The following is a 14,583-nucleotide window of genomic DNA, read 5'->3' as shown; positions in this document are numbered from 1 at the left end:
TCAACCGCATCTGGCATCTTTGCCGTGGCGTGTTATTCTGCGCAAGTTCTCGGAGATTCCGAAGTGATTTTTGCAAGCGCGCAGTTCCTGACTCGAATGCCCCGGCCCGACCGCATGGAGTCTGACCGGACGGGATAGCGCGCGCATTTTTGCGCCAAGGCACAAGCCGAATCCAAGCCCTTCCGGTCACGCGGGAGGGCTTTTTGATTTTCCGGGGTTCGGCATCCTCATGCGCGAAAGATCGCTTCAATGGCAAAGATTCTCATTACCAGTGCACTCCCCTATGTGAACGGCGTAAAGCACCTCGGCAATCTCGTCGGCTCGCTTCTTCCGGCCGATGTCCATGCACGCTTCAGACGGCAGATCGGCGACGAGGTTCTCTTTATCTGCAGCACCGACGAACACGGAACGCCCGCTGAACTCGGCGCAATCCAGGCCGGGCAGGATGTGCGGGCCTTCTGCGACGAGCAGCACGCGGTTCAGGCGGATATCTATCGGCGGTTCGGCCTGTCGTTCGACCATTTCGGGCGAACTTCGTCTTTGCAAAACCAGGCGCTGACGCAGCATTTCTACCGCAGGCTGGACGCCGCCGGACTGGTCGAGGAGCGCGAGGTCCGTCAAATCTGGTCGGCGGTGGATCGGCGGTTTCTTCCGGACCGATATGTAGTCGGAACGTGCCCGCATTGCGGGTTCGAGCAGGCCAGGGGCGATCAGTGCGATGGGTGCGGAGTTCTTCTCGACCCTCCCGAACTGATCCGGCCACGATCCTCACTGTCGGGCGATACCTCGCTGGAAATCCGTCAAAGCCGGCACCTGTTTCTCCGCCAGTCCCTGCTGGTCGAAAAGTTGAGCGAGTGGGTGGAGAGCCGGAACGGCTGGCCGCCTTTTGTCGTCTCGCTGGCGAAAAGCTGGCTCACCTCCGAACTCAGGGATCGCTGCATCACGCGCGACCTCGCCTGGGGCGTAGCGGTGCCGCGTGCAGGATTTGAACAGAAGGTGTTCTATGTCTGGTTCGACGCGCCCATTGGCTACATCGCGGCAACGCAGGAATGGGCCGAAGCGCACCACCGGGATTGGCGGGAGTGGTGGTGGAACGCCGAGGACGTCAAATACATCCAGTTTCTCGGCAAGGATAACGTGCCGTTCCACACCGTGAGCTTTCCGGCGACCTTGATCGGGTCAGGGGAGCCATGGAAAACGGTGGATGTGATCAAGGGGTTCCACTGGCTGAATTACCACGGCGGCAAATTCAGCACGAGCAGAGGGCGCGGAATCTTCACCGATCAGGCATTGGAGGAACTGCCATCGGACCTCTGGCGCTGGTGGCTGATCGCCAACGCTCCGGAAACGTCGGACACCGACTTCAACGCCGGCAGGTTCGTGGCCGATGTAAACAAGGACCTCGCCGACATCTTCGGTAATCTCGTCAACCGGATCGTCAGCTTCACGCATCAGGCCTTCGACGGCCGCATTCCCGGGGGTGGCGAGCCTTCGACACGGGAGACGTCGTTGGCCGCCGAACTTGACCATCGCATAGCGACCCTTCGAACACTTCACGAGGCATGCGAATTCCGCCGCGCCGCCGCCGAAACCCGGGCAATATGGAACGCGGCGAACGCTTATCTCCAGCACGCCGCGCCCTGGACGACCGTCAAATCCGATCCAGCCCGCGCAGCGGTCGCAACCCGGACGGGATTGAACCTCGTGCGTTTGTCCGCGGCGCTGGCGTGGAGTGTCATTCCGGCTCTCTCCGAGACCGTGCTTCGTGCATTTGGCGAAGGCCAGCTATTCCACGCTGGCCGTGCGGTCCGAGCGGACCGGTTTTGAATAGCGGCGCGGGAAAGCGGGTAGTGCGGCTGGACCCACTCGTAACCAAAATCACCCGCGAAAAAGCCAACCATCTGGTGGCCCGGTTCGGCGGGTAGGATCGGGCGCATGAGGGACATTTCACTTCACCCGAAAAGGCGTTATGCCATGCTCCGCTTCAAAACCCCTGCAAGGAAAAACTATGGATAAGCTGCCCGCGCAAATGACCGTCGTCGGCATCAGCAAGCCCGGCGGCCCCGAAGTGCTTTTGCCCGAAACCCGCGCCCTGCCCGTGCCCGGTCCGGGCGAGATCCTGGTCAAGGTGATGGCCGCCGGCGTCAACCGCCCTGATGTCGCGCAGCGCTCCGGCGCCTACCCGCCGCCGCCCGGCGCCAGCGACCTGCCCGGCCTTGAAATCGCGGGCGAGGTGGTAGCCCTCGGCGAAGGCGCGGCCAAGCACAAGCTCGGCGACAAGGTGATGTCGCTGGTGGCGGGCGGCGGCTACGCCCAATATTGCATCGCGCAAGACGCGCAGGCGATGGCGGTTCCGCCGTCGCTCTCGATCCAGGAAGCCGGCGCGCTCCCGGAAACGCTGATGACGGTCTGGCACAATGTGTTCGAGCGCGGCGCGCTGAAGCCGGGCGAAACCTTGCTGATCCACGGCGGCTCATCCGGCATCGGCACGATGGCGATCCAGCTTGCCAAGGCTTTCGGCTCCAAAGTGATCGTGACCGTCGGCTCGCAGGACAAGATCGACGCCTGCCTGAAACTCGGCGCCGACCGCGCCATCAACTACAAGACCGAGGACTTCGTCGCCGTGGTCAAGGCGGAGACCAACAATGCGGGCGCCAACCTCATTCTCGATATGGTCGCCGGCGACTATGTCGATCGCAATTATGACGCCGCCGCGGTCGATGGCCGTATCGTGCAGATCGCAACCCTCAACGGACCCAAGGTCACCGTCAACATTGCCAAGGTGATGGTGAAGCGGCTGACCCACACCGGCTCCACACTGCGCCCCCGTACTAATGCGGATAAGGCAGCGATGGTCGCGGCAATCGAGGCCAGGGTCATGCCACTATTACGCGAAGGACGTGTAAAACCGCTGATGGACAGCTCATTCCCGCTGGAAAAAGCTGCCGACGCGCACCGGCGCATGGAGACCAGCGCACATATTGGCAAAATTGTGTTGGCTGTATAGCCAATCGCGCGCGGAGTGAAGGCGGAAACCCTTTGATTCGCTTTGCTTTCATGTCATTTATCGCGGCTACGCCGACCCGTTCGCTGGGCCGGGAGAATCGTTGGTCGCGGAGTACTGACATTGCGTCTGATCAGGTGCCTGGCGCTGGTTGCGCTGGGCCTCATGATTGTTGCGGCGGCGCCTCCGGCGCACGCCATTGACGCTGTTAGCGTCCGCAGTGACGCGCCTGCCATCGACCTCACCGCCGTGCTCGACCATCAGCGCAGCGAAACCGACCGGATCCAGGTTTCGACAGCGCCGGGAACCGACGGCATCGTCCGCCGCATCGAGGTCCGCGCCCGCGAGGGCGGGCAGAACTGGGTGGTGTTCGCGCTTGCCAACAACACCGACGACCAGCTCGACCGCCTGATCGTCGCGCCCCATTATCGCATCGTGTCGTCCGGCCTCTTGTGGCCCGACCTCGGCCTGTCGCGCATCGCAACCATCACGCCGTCGGTCGGCGATCGTCCCGAGCGCCAGGAAAGCGCTACCGCCGACATCTTCCGCATCACGCTCGATCCCGGCGCCGTCGTCACCTTCGTCGCCGAACTGCGCACCGACAAACTGCCGCAGCTCTATCTGTGGGAACCCGACGCCTACAAGGACAAGGTGAACTCGTTCACGCTGTATCAGGGCATCGTGATCGGCATCTCCGGACTCCTGGCGCTGGTGCTGACCATCCTGTTCGTGGTCAAGGGCAGCATCATGTTCCCGGCGGCGGCCGCACTGGCCTGGGCGGTGCTGGTCTATATCGGCGTCGATTTCGGCTTCTGGGGCAAGGTGCTCGACATGTCGAACAACGCCGAGCGCGTCTGGCGCGCGGCGGGCGAAGCGATCCTGGCAGCGACGCTTCTCGTGTTCCTGTTCGCCTATCTCAATCTCAGCCGCTGGCATGTGCGCTATTCCCACATCACCGTCGGCTGGCTGGCCTTCCTCGGCTCGCTGGTGGCGCTGGCGCTGTTCGATCCCGCGGTCGCTTCCGGCATCGCGCGCATCTCGCTGGTGCTGATCGCCTTCGCCGGCTTCACGCTGATCGTCTATCTCTCGACCCATGGTTTCGACCGCGCGGTGCTGTTGATTCCGACCTGGTTCCTGCTGGTGGTCTGGGTGATCGCGGCCGGCATGACGGTGGGGGGCAGCGTCACCAACGACATCGTCGGTCCCGCCCTGCTCGGCGGCCTTGTGCTGATCGTGATGCTGATCGGATTTACGGTGATGCAGCACGCCTTCGCCGGCGGCGGCGCGACCACCGGCATCGTCTCCGACGTCGAACGCCGCGCGCTGGCGCTGACGGGCTCCGGCGACCTGATCTGGGACTGGGACGTCTCCGCCGACAAGGTGTTCACCAGCCCGGAGACCGAAAGCCTGCTCGGGCTGAAACGCGGCACGCTGGAGGGCCCGGCGGCGAAATGGCTCGAGGTGCTGCACCCGCTCGACCAGGACCGCTTCCGGGCGGCGCTGGACAGCGTGCTCGACCAGCGCCGCGGCCGGCTGGTGCAGGATTTCCGCCTGCGCACCCCCGACGGCCATTTCATGTGGTTCGCGCTGAAGGCGCGCCCGGTGGTCGGCTCCGACGGCGAGGTCTCGCGCGTGGTCGGAACGCTCACCGACGTCACCGAGATCAAGAACGCCGAAGAGCGCATGCTCCACGACTCCGTGCATGACAACCTCACCGGTCTTCCGAACCGCAAATTGTTCATGGACCGCCTTGGTGCGGTCGCCAATTTCGCCAAGAGCATGCCGTCGCTGCGGCCGACGCTGATGGTGATCGACCTCGACCGTTTCAAGCAGGTCAATGATTCCGTCGGCATCTCGGTCGGCGACTCCATCCTGCTGACGCTGGCACGGCGGCTGACGCGCATCCTGAAACCGCAGGACACGCTGGCGCGGCTGGCCGGCGACCAGTTCGGCCTGATTCTGTTGTCGGAGCAGGATCCGGCGCGCATCACCGCGTTCGCCGAAACCATCCGCAAAACCATCCGCGCACCGATCGCCTTCAACGACCGCGAGATCTTCCTGACTGCGTCGATCGGGCTCGCGCTGTCGGATCCGCAAACGCAATTGTCCGAGGAGATCATCAAGGACGCCGAGCTTGCGATGTATCACTCCAAGCGCATCGGCGGCGACCGCATCGACGTCTACAAGCCGGCGATGCGCGCCCGCAAGACCGACCGCCTGACGCTGGAAAGCGAACTGCGCCGCGCCATCGAGCGGCAGGAAATCACCATTCTCTACCAGCCGATCGTGCGGCTGGAAGACCGATCGATCGCCGGCTTCGAAGCGCTGGCGCGCTGGGACCATCCCAAGCTCGGCCGGATGTCGCCGTCGGAATTCATCGCGATTGCCGAGGAAATCGGCCTGATCGTCGATCTCGGCATGTTCGTGATGGACCAGACCGCGCGGCAGCTTTCGATCTGGCAGCGCGCGATGCGCTCGCGCGAGCCGATCTTCGCCTCAGTCAACGTCTCCTCGCGGCAGTTGCTGCGCCACGATCTGATCCACGATATCCGCACCGTGCTGTCGCGCTCCTCGGTGGCGCGCGGCACGCTGAAACTGGAACTGACGGAATCGTTGGTGATGGAAAACCCGGAGCACGCGGCGCAGATGTTGACCCGCATCCGCGAACTCGGCACCGGGCTGTCGCTCGACGATTTCGGCACCGGGCATTCATCGCTGGCCTATCTGCAACGTTTTCCCTTCGACACCATCAAGATCGACCAGTCCTTCGTGCGCACCACCAGCCGCGGCACCCGCCCGGTGATCCTGAAATCGATCATCGCGCTCGCCCACGACCTCGGCATGGACGTGGTGGCGGAAGGCGCGGAAACGGATTCGGATGCGGTCGAGCTCTATCAGCTCGGCTGCGAATACGCCCAGGGCTTTGCCTTCGGCGAGCCGATGGATGCCGACGCCGCGATGCGGCTGCTGACGGAAGAACGGTTGGAAGCGGCGAGCTGACGCCGCGCCGAGTGTCGGACGCACCTCACACCAACGCGTCGTCATACCCGCGAAGGCGGGTATCCAGTACGCTGCGGCCTTTCGGTTCAATTACCAACGTCTCTGGAATACTGGATCACCCGCTTTCGCGGGTGATGACAGCGAAACTCACCGCCGCACCGGCATCTTCTTGAACTTCACGCTCTTGCCATCCGCCTGCCGCGTCGCGATGTAGCCTGCTTCGAGACAGGCTTCGCGCTGCGGCATCTTCTCCTGCGGGCTGCGCTCGGTTTCCCACCACGACGCCCGATGCGCGGCGCGCGGCAGGGCTGCGTCGAGGATCTCCTCGATCTGCTCGAAGCTCAGCACGAATTCGGGAAGCTTCTGTTTTTTCAGATAGTCCCGCAGCAGATCGTAGTCGTTCACCCGTGTCTCCAATGGCGATTTGCGAAAAACCGTAGCTCCCGGCAACCAAGCGTTAACTGATTATCATATCGCTGTCGCCGTTTAAGGCTGCAACAACATATCCGGCCGCATACCGGAAGGATTGGAGCGGTCTATGCTATTTCGACGGCAAAGCGACGTAACCAGAATTGGCTGGTTCAGGACGGACTCCGGCCGCCGGCCCTGGCGCCTGGGCGCGAAGCTGTTGATCGCGTCGTCGATCGCGACCGTGATCGGCTTCTCCACGATTTGCACCAGCGTCATGCTCGAGATGCGCCGCGGCGAGGAAGAGTTGGCACGCCAGACTCTGGAAAATCTCGCAGCCGGCATCGATTCCGACATCAGCCGCAATATCGAACTCTACGATCTGTCGCTGCGCGCCGTCGCCAGCAACCTGGTGATGCCGGAGATCAAGGGCGTCAGCAAGGAGATCCAGCACCTGATCCTGTTCGATCACGCCGCCACCGCCAAGCATTTCGGCGTGATCCAGATATTCGACGCGCAGGGCAAGCTGACGAACGATGCGGCAACCCTCGATCCGGTGCCGGAGGATCGCAGCGACGAGGAGTATTTCCAGGTCCATCGCGCCAATCCCGATATAGGCCTGTACATGAGCCGCCCGATGCTGCGCCGCGGCGCCTTCTCGATCGTGCTCAGCCGGCGCATCAACGATGCCGATGGTGGCTTTCTCGGCGTCGTGGTGGGCTCGATCCGTTTCAGCTATTTCCACGATCTGTTCGGCCGGCTGACCCTCAACCCCGGCGACACGATCACGGTGCTGCGCCGCGATCGATTGATCATCATGCGAACGCCTTTCGACCTCGATGTCATCGGGAAGAACCTGGCGGAGCGGCCGAAGTGGCGCGCGGACAATCTGAAGGAAGGCAGCGCCTATGCCGGTGTCGGGCCGGTCGATCCGACACCGCGGCTTTACGTTCGAAGCGGCAGCACGAACTTGTTCTTTGTCGTGGTCGGCAAGCCGCTGGCGAGCATCCTCAACCTTTGGCACCGGGAGGTGCTGCGGATTGGGGCGGTCATGTTGACGCTGATCCTGTTCGTGGTCGGCACCACGCTGTTCCTCGCGCGCGAGATCGGCCGCCGCGCCGAGGCCGAGCACAAGCTGGAGGAGCTGGCAACCACCGATGCGCTCACCGGTCTGAAGAACCGGCGCAAATTCGATTCCGAAATCGACCTGGAATGGCGGCGGGCGGCGCGCAGCAAGACCCCCGTCGCGGTACTGATGATCGATGCGGACCACTTCAAGGCCTACAACGACACCTACGGGCATCAGGCCGGCGACCAGGTGCTGGTCGGCATCGCGATCTGCATTTCGGACGCGGTGCGACGCTCGGGCGACTGTCCGTCGCGCTACGGCGGCGAGGAATTCGCGGTACTGCTGCCGGGCCTCTCGGCGGTGGAAGCGTTCACCGTCGCCGAGAACATCCGCCTGAAGGTCGAACAGTGGGCGGAAGACCCCAGCGTGACCACCGTCAGTATCGGTGTGGCGAGCATGACGCCCGCAGGGCCATTGAGCTGGTCCGATCTCATCGGAGCCGCCGACAAGGCGCTCTATGCGGCCAAGACCAATGGCCGCAATCAGTCTGTAGTCGCGGCCATCCCGCAGCTCGCGCTGGTGGCGTAAGGCGCAGCCTCGTCATGCCCGCGAAGGCGGGCATCCAGTACGCCGCGCCGCTTAGGATCAATTAGTAATGCCCCGGAGTACTGGATCATCCGCCTTCGCGGATGATGACAGCGGGGAACGCTGAAGACGTCCCCCTCCTCACTTCTCCAGATACTTCTTCATCTCGGCGCGCAGGCCGTCGCGCAGATCGGGGCGCGCCATGCCGTAGGCGATGTTGGCGCGCAGGAAGCCGGGTTTCGAGCCGCAATCGTGCCGCTCGCCCTCGAACTCCACGCCATAGAAGCTTTGCGTCCGGGCGAGGGTTTTCATCGCATCGGTGAGCTGGATCTCGTTGCCCGCACCGCGCTCCTGGGTCTCCAGGATCTTGAAGATCTCCGGCTGCAGGATGTAGCGCCCGGTGATCGAAAGGTTTGATGGCGCCGTTCCCTTCGGCGGTTTCTCCACCATGCCGTCGACCTCGAACATGTTCTTGGCGAGCCGCTTGCCGACGCCGCAGATGCCGTATTGATGGGTGAGATCCTCGGGCACCGCCTCCACCGCGAGCAGATTGGACTTAGCCCCGAGTTTTTCGGCAGCCTCGATCATCTGCTTCAGACAACCCGGGCTGTTCAGCACCAGTTCGTCCGGCAGCACCACAGCGAACGGCTCGTCGCCGACGATGTCGCGCGCGCACCAGACCGCGTGGCCGAGGCCGAGCGGCGCCTGCTGGCGGGTGAAACTCGTGGCGCCGGCTTCGGGCTGGTCGCGCGCCAAAATGTCCTGCTCGGCCTTCTTGTTGCCGCGCGCGGCCAGCGTGGTGTCGAGCTCGAACATCCGGTCGAAATGATCCTCGATCACGCCCTTGTTGCGCCCGGTGACGAAGACGAAATGCTCGATACCGGCTTCCTTGGCCTCATCCACCACATACTGGATCAGTGGTTTGTCGACGATGGTGAGCATTTCCTTCGGCATCGCCTTGGTGGCGGGCAGGACGCGGGTGCCGAGACCGGCGACCGGAAAAACGGCTTTACGGATTTTCATGGGATCTAGGGGGCCTTGGAAATGAGGAGTTTTGGGAACGGGGAAAGTGCTTTGATTGCACGTTGGTAGCCGGTTTGCATCCCCCAACAAAGGCGGATGTATGGTGCCAATTGTTTCGCCTCCCCTTGCGCTGGCCGGGGGCGACAACGAAATTCCGCCTCTGTTAAACTGTTGGAAACCGTGGCAGGGCCTTCTGAACCGGGGTGAGAAGCAACGGACGGACACTGAATGGGTTTGCCTGAACGAGCGATGACCAATCGAGCCGGCGCGATGCTAATCGTGGCGGCGCTGGTGTGTTCCAGCCAGGCCGTTTTTGTCAGCCCGTCCCAGGCCCAATCCTCCGGCAACGACGGGATTTCGAACTTTCTCGGCAACATCTTCTCCGGTCCGAAATCCGGCCCGGCGCCACAGGCCGCGCCCGGCCCGGACGGCAGTCCGGCGGCGGCGCCCCCTTGGAGCGGCGAGGATGGTTCCTCCGGCCATCCGCTGATGACGGCTTCCGCGATCCGGGAAGCGGCGGCGAATTTTCAAAACTGCGTCGCCGCGATGTGGCCTGATGCCGCACGGCGCAACATCACCCAGGAAAATTTCCAGCGCTTCACCACCGGCCTCGCGCCTGATTTGCGCATCATGGACCTGATGGATTCTCAGCCCGAATTCACCAAGGCGATCTGGGACTATCTCGACATCCTCGTGAACGACAACCGCCTCGCCAAGGGCCGCGAGATCCTCGCGAAGTACAAGCCGCAGTTCGACGCGGTGGAGAAAACTTCCGGCGTCGACCGCTACATCATTGCGTCGATCTGGGGTATCGAATCCAACTACTCGACCCAGATGGGCGACCGCAACGTGGTGAATTCGACGGCGACGCTGGCCTGCGTCGGCCGCCGCCAGGCCTATTTCAAGGACGAATTCCTCACCGCGCTGGAAATTCTCAACCGCGGCGATCTGCGCCCCGAACAGATGCGCGGCTCCTGGGCCGGCGCGTTCGGGCCGACGCAGTTCATGCCGACCGCCTTCAAGCGCTACGCCGTCGATGGCGACGGCGACGGCCGCCGCGACGTCGTCGACAACGCCGCCGACCTGATTGCGTCGACCGCCAACAACCTCAAGAAGGACGGCTGGCAGACCGGGCGGAGCTGGGGCTACGAGGTGGTGCTGCCGGAGGGCTTTAACTTCATGCTGGCGGACAAGGCCAAGGCGATGACGATCGCGCAGTGGCAAAGCCAGGGAATGAAGCGGGCCGACGGCAAGCCGTTCCCTGACGCGACCGATAAGGCCTACCTGCTGGCGCCGGCCGGCGCGCAGGGACCCGGCTTCCTGATGCTGCAGAATTTCCGCGTGATCATGAAATACAACCCGGCGGAGGCCTATGCGCTGGCAATCGGCCATTTTGCCGACCGCCTGCGCGGCGGACCCGCCTTCGTGCAGCCCTGGCCGCGGCAGGAACGGGTGCTGTCGCGTGCCGAGCGGCTGGAACTGCAGCAGTTGCTGGCCCAGCGCGGCTTCTACAAGGGCACGCCGGACGGCCAGTTTGGCGGCCAGACGCGGGAGGCGCTCCGCAGCTTCCAGGCCTCGATCGGGGCCCCGGCGGACGGCTTTGCCTCGTCCGACGTGCTGGAACGGCTGCGAGGGCGGTAAAATCAGGTTTTCAGGCCCGAAAGTAACCCTGAAAGCCACAATTCGGCACAAGCCTTGACGGTCAGGCCGGAACCCCGATTTATGGGGAAAATCTGCCCGCTTGCGGCCCGATTCCGTTACTATATTTGACACATCACGACCCATTGCGATCGAGCCGGATGCGAAAGCCAAAGTCCTTTTTGCGCGTGTTCACCGACACCGGCCCGCTGGTGGCACTGGCGGTTGCAATCGCGCTTTTGATCGGGATCGTTGGCCCCGCCTCGGCGCAGTTTTTCAATTTCGGCGGCCCGTCGCGGCCGGCCCCGCGCAGCGGCGGCGGCTGGTTTGGCGGCGATTTCTTCCAGCCATTCCAGCAATCGCCGTCCCAGCAGCAGGCGCCACGCCAGGACTTCTCCCGTGCGCCCGGGCCCGCCAAGCGCGACACCGTGCCGGAACGTAACGTGCTGGTGCTGGGCGACGCCACGGCGGACTGGCTAGGTTATGGCCTGGAAGACGCCTATGCCGAGCAGCCCGACATGGGCGTGATCCGCAAGCACAAGACCGTCTCCGGCCTGATCAAGTATCAGCCGCGCGGCGACCCCGCCGATTGGGCCGCGGCCGCCAAGGGCATCCTCGCCACCGAAAAGCCTGACGCCATCGTCGTCATGCTCGGGCTCCACGATCGGGTAGCGATCCGCGAGGCGCTCACCGAGAAGAAGACCGACAAGAAGGAAGACAAGAAAGACGCGCGCGCCAAGCCGGGCGATGCAAAGTCCAAGCCTGAAGGCTCGACTGATGCCGCCAAGTCCGATGCTGGCAAGACCGATACTGCCAAGGCTGATGGAACCAAGGCAGACACTGCCAAGACTGATACCGCGAAGACTGATACCGCGAAGGCTGACGATGCCGAGGACGATGATGCGCCGCAAATCACAGCCCCCGAAAAGGGCGCGCGCGCGGGCGGCGGGCTCTATGAGTTTCGCGATGAGCGCTGGGTCGAACTCTACGCCAAGAAGATCGAAGAGCTGATTGGCGTGCTGAAAACCAAGGGCGTGCCGGTGTTGTGGGTCGGCCTGCCTGCGATCCGCGGGCAAAAGGGAACGTCCGACCTGCTGTTCCTGGATGCCCTGTACCGCGACGGGGCCGGCAAGGCCGGCATCACCTATGTCGATGTCTGGGACGGCTTTGTCGACGAAGGCGGCCGCTTCATGCAGAGGGGTCCCGACTTTGAGGGCCAGCCCCGCAAGTTGCGTTCCGACGACGGCATCTTCTTCACCAAGGCCGGCGCCCGCAAGCTCGCGCATTATGTCGAGCGCGAGGTGACGCGCCTGCTCGCTTCACGCTCCGGGCCGATCGCCGTGCCGATCGAGCCGGTAACGCCCGACGCCAATGTCGTTCCAGGTCAACCGGCGCCGCGTCCGCTGGCCGGACCGGTCATGCCGCTGGTGGCCTCTTCTGTCGGCACCGATCAGTTGCTCGGCGGTCCCGGCTCGCGCCCCGCCGGGGTGGATGCGCTCGCTGCGCGCACGCTGGTGAAGGGTGAAGCGCTGGCGGCACCAGCCGGCCGCGCCGACGATTACGCCTGGCCGCGCCGGGAAATCGGCCGCGAGCAGGCCAAGGGCGATACGCCGATGGCAGCCACATCGCCGAGCGGAACGGTGGCGCCGGTGCCCGGACAGAAGCAGCTCTTGCTTCCGCCGCCGCAGCAAACGTTCCAGCAACAGAAGAGGCAGCCGCAGCAGCAGCAGCAGCAGCCGCCGCCGATGCAGCTCCGACCCGCGCCAACCACCGGGCCGTCGCTGCGCGACTTCTTCGGCGGCTTCGGTGCGGCGCCGCGTCAGCCCGCGCCGCCTGCGGCCGCACCGCCGCGTGGACCGGTGGCCCCGGGCGTGCCGCGCCCGCCGGGTAATGTCGGACGATCGGCCGAAGTCCCGCCGGTTCCGCCGGGCAATCTCACGCGATTCTGACGTCACCGTGAGACGCGCGTTTCCCGACGATGCATTGCATCGCCGGGCTAACTATTCAGGGACCGGGCAACTATTCAGGACCGAGCTAGCCGTAATAGCGCCAGCGTTGCGGGGGGCGGCGCGGCTGGCGCGTCATCAACAGCGCCAGCGCGAATCCAATTCCACCTGCAACCAACAGCGCGCCGAGCGGATTTTCCTGCACGGTTTTCGCTACCGCTTTCTGGCCGCTGCGAACGGTGTCGCCGCTGTTTTCATAGGCGTCCTTGGCATAGTTGACGGCGGTATCGGTGGCGTCGCGGGCGGCATCCTTGGCCTGGCCGTAGAGATTTTGCACCGAGCCGGCGGCTTCGCGCGCGCGGCCCTCGGCTTGCGTTTTCGCATCGCCAGCCATGTCGCCAACAGTGCTTTCGACCTTACCGGCAAAATCCTTGGCCGAGCCGACAATTCGATCCTTGTCCATCGCGGTTTCTCCTGTTTTCAGAGGATGTAACCGGCGAGACCCTTTCGGGTTCCTGAAAGCGCTCCAAATGCCTCGATTCAGAACGCTTCAGAAGACTTGGCTCAAAGTAGAAGACTTGGCTCAAAGTATAAGCCCGCCATCGACCACGATGGTCTGACCGATGACATAGGACGAAAGCGGCGAGGCCAGGAACAGCGCCGCGCCTGCCATGTCGGCGGGCGTGCCGAGCCGCTTCAGCGGGATCCGCTCCAGCGCGCCTTCGAGGCGCTTCGGATTTGATGTCGTCGCCTTGGTCATCTTGGTGTCGACCAGACCGGGCGCGATGCCGTTGACGCGGATGCCGTTCTCGGCCCACGCCTCACCGAGCGTGCGCGTCAACCCCACCGCGCCGGTCTTCGAAGCGTTATAGGCCGGATTGCCCATGGTGGAGTGGTAGGCGGCGGTCGAACTGACGATGATCAGCGAACCCCGGCTCGCGCTCAGCATCGCATGGAATTTGGTCGCACACGCCATCAGGCTCATCAGATTGACTTCCAGCACCTTGCGAAAGCCATCCATTTCGAATTCGCCGCGGCGGTAGATCACCGCACCTTGCGCCAGCACCAGCACGTCGAGCTTTTCGAACGGCGGCTTCAAGGCCTCGATCACCTGCGTATTACTGACATCGAGCCGGAAGTAGTCGAGACCTTCGAGATGCGAACCTTCGTCAGGCGAATAATCGGCTGCACTTGCGCGGGTGCCGCAGACGGCGACCTGCGCGCCCTTGACGCGGAAGGCCTGCGCGATGCCATTGCCGATGCCGCTGGAGCCGCCGACCACCAGCACCTGCCTGCCGCTGAAATCCAGTTCGTTCATCGCTGCGATCCTTTTCTTGTTAGGCTTTAGCTTAGACCTTCGTCGAGGAATTTCACCATCAGAACTTCGTCGAAATATCGCCCGCCATGTTTGAGGGCTCGTTTTTCATAACCGTACTCGACAAAGCCCATCGCTTCATAAAGCCGGCGCGCGGCTTCGTTCTCGCTCACCACGGTCAACTGAACCATCTCCACGCGCTCGCGCGCATGATCGAGAACAGCTGCGACAAGTATTTTCCCAAGCCCGGATTTTCGCACAGCACTTCGAACATACATGGCCCAAAGCAATCCCTTATGCGCGTGCTTCGTACCTTCCTGTGCGGCAAATCCGGCTACTCCCATAAGCCGCCCATCATGGAATCCTCCGAAGATATCCGCGCGGGAAATGGCCGCTTCGAACCACGATAGCGGTTGCGCGTTTTCTCTCTCGAACGTGCTGCCGAATGCTTCGGGATTTCGCTGGAGCGCTTCCAGCCTGATTTCCCTGTACAGGGCAGCGTCTCCAGGCTCCAGGCGACGTATCTGCGGGCCGCCAATACTGGTCACGATTGCACCTCGCTGGACTTCGTTTGACCTGTCTGCGGATCGGTGCC

11 protein-coding genes are annotated in these 14,583 nt (G+C 63.5%); 6 read left to right on the top strand and 5 right to left on the bottom strand.

Annotated features, from left to right (window positions below; genetic code table 11):
• Positions 1-249 precede the first annotated feature (249 nt).
• From metG to ACVWVY_RS10785, 3 genes are all read left to right on the top strand, one after another.
• Complete coding sequence (gene metG / locus ACVWVY_RS10795; protein WP_456626356.1) at positions 250-1,827, top strand: methionine--tRNA ligase; 1,578 nt, start codon at positions 250-252, stop codon at positions 1,825-1,827.
• Between the two features lie 181 nt (positions 1,828-2,008).
• Complete coding sequence (locus ACVWVY_RS10790) at positions 2,009-3,007, top strand: NAD(P)H-quinone oxidoreductase (protein WP_456626355.1); 999 nt, start codon at positions 2,009-2,011, stop codon at positions 3,005-3,007.
• A gap of 120 nt (positions 3,008-3,127) precedes the next feature.
• Positions 3,128-6,004 (top strand): EAL domain-containing protein, encoded by a 2,877-nt coding sequence (locus tag ACVWVY_RS10785; protein ID WP_456626354.1) that lies wholly within the window; start codon positions 3,128-3,130, stop codon positions 6,002-6,004.
• Between the two features lie 147 nt (positions 6,005-6,151).
• On the opposite strand, the gene ACVWVY_RS10780 is transcribed toward ACVWVY_RS10785, so the two are convergent.
• Positions 6,152-6,409, bottom strand: coding sequence for a DUF7662 domain-containing protein (locus ACVWVY_RS10780; protein ID WP_456626353.1), 258 nt, complete (start codon positions 6,407-6,409; stop codon positions 6,152-6,154).
• A 133-nt stretch (positions 6,410-6,542) separates the two neighbouring features.
• Between ACVWVY_RS10780 and ACVWVY_RS10775 the strand changes: the two genes are divergently transcribed.
• Positions 6,543-8,069 (top strand): sensor domain-containing diguanylate cyclase, encoded by a 1,527-nt coding sequence (locus tag ACVWVY_RS10775; RefSeq protein WP_456626352.1) that lies wholly within the window; start codon positions 6,543-6,545, stop codon positions 8,067-8,069.
• 138 nt (positions 8,070-8,207) lie between these two features.
• Here the strand turns inward: ACVWVY_RS10775 and galU are convergent, their stop codons facing one another.
• Positions 8,208-9,089, bottom strand: a complete 882-nt coding sequence (gene galU, locus ACVWVY_RS10770) for a UTP--glucose-1-phosphate uridylyltransferase GalU (protein ID WP_456626351.1) — start codon at positions 9,087-9,089, stop codon at positions 8,208-8,210.
• Positions 9,090-9,338: 249 nt separating this feature from the next.
• On the opposite strand from galU, the gene ACVWVY_RS10765 reads away from it, so the two are divergent.
• Complete coding sequence (locus ACVWVY_RS10765) at positions 9,339-10,730, top strand: lytic murein transglycosylase (RefSeq protein ID WP_456626350.1); 1,392 nt, start codon at positions 9,339-9,341, stop codon at positions 10,728-10,730.
• 158 nt (positions 10,731-10,888) lie between these two features.
• Positions 10,889-12,676 carry an SGNH/GDSL hydrolase family protein gene (locus ACVWVY_RS10760; protein WP_456626349.1) on the top strand — a complete coding sequence of 596 codons (1,788 nt, stop codon included), beginning with the start codon at positions 10,889-10,891 and terminating at the stop codon, positions 12,674-12,676.
• Positions 12,677-12,761: 85 nt separating this feature from the next.
• On the opposite strand, the gene ACVWVY_RS10755 is transcribed toward ACVWVY_RS10760, so the two are convergent.
• The 3 genes from ACVWVY_RS10755 to ACVWVY_RS10745 all read right to left on the bottom strand — a co-directional run bounded on the left by ACVWVY_RS10755 (position 12,762) and on the right by ACVWVY_RS10745 (position 14,536).
• Positions 12,762-13,136 carry a CsbD family protein gene (locus ACVWVY_RS10755; RefSeq protein WP_456626348.1) on the bottom strand — a complete coding sequence of 125 codons (375 nt, stop codon included), beginning with the start codon at positions 13,134-13,136 and terminating at the stop codon, positions 12,762-12,764.
• Positions 13,137-13,256: 120 nt separating this feature from the next.
• Positions 13,257-13,991: an SDR family NAD(P)-dependent oxidoreductase gene (locus ACVWVY_RS10750; protein ID WP_456626347.1), complete on the bottom strand. Its 735-nt coding sequence runs from the start codon at positions 13,989-13,991 to the stop codon at positions 13,257-13,259.
• 26 nt (positions 13,992-14,017) lie between these two features.
• Positions 14,018-14,536 carry an N-acetyltransferase family protein gene (locus tag ACVWVY_RS10745; protein WP_456626346.1) on the bottom strand — a complete coding sequence of 173 codons (519 nt, stop codon included), beginning with the start codon at positions 14,534-14,536 and terminating at the stop codon, positions 14,018-14,020.
• Between the last annotated feature and the right edge of the window lie 47 nt (positions 14,537-14,583).

The sequence above is a fragment of the Bradyrhizobium sp. URHC0002 genome (assembly GCF_054059515.1).
This window is presented reverse-complemented; position numbering and strand designations above follow the sequence as displayed.

Coding starts and splice junctions, on each gene's coding strand:
- ACVWVY_RS10790 (WP_456626355.1), top strand. CDS start 2,009: ATGGATAAGCTGCCCGCGCAAATGACCGTCGTCGGCATCAGCAAGCCC.
- ACVWVY_RS10765 (WP_456626350.1), top strand. CDS start 9,339: ATGACCAATCGAGCCGGCGCGATGCTAATCGTGGCGGCGCTGGTGTGT.
- galU (WP_456626351.1), bottom strand. CDS start 9,089: ATGAAAATCCGTAAAGCCGTTTTTCCGGTCGCCGGTCTCGGCACCCGC.
- metG (WP_456626356.1), top strand. CDS start 250: ATGGCAAAGATTCTCATTACCAGTGCACTCCCCTATGTGAACGGCGTA.
- ACVWVY_RS10755 (WP_456626348.1), bottom strand. CDS start 13,136: ATGGACAAGGATCGAATTGTCGGCTCGGCCAAGGATTTTGCCGGTAAG.
- ACVWVY_RS10760 (WP_456626349.1), top strand. CDS start 10,889: ATGCGAAAGCCAAAGTCCTTTTTGCGCGTGTTCACCGACACCGGCCCG.
- ACVWVY_RS10750 (WP_456626347.1), bottom strand. CDS start 13,991: ATGAACGAACTGGATTTCAGCGGCAGGCAGGTGCTGGTGGTCGGCGGC.
- ACVWVY_RS10775 (WP_456626352.1), top strand. CDS start 6,543: ATGCTATTTCGACGGCAAAGCGACGTAACCAGAATTGGCTGGTTCAGG.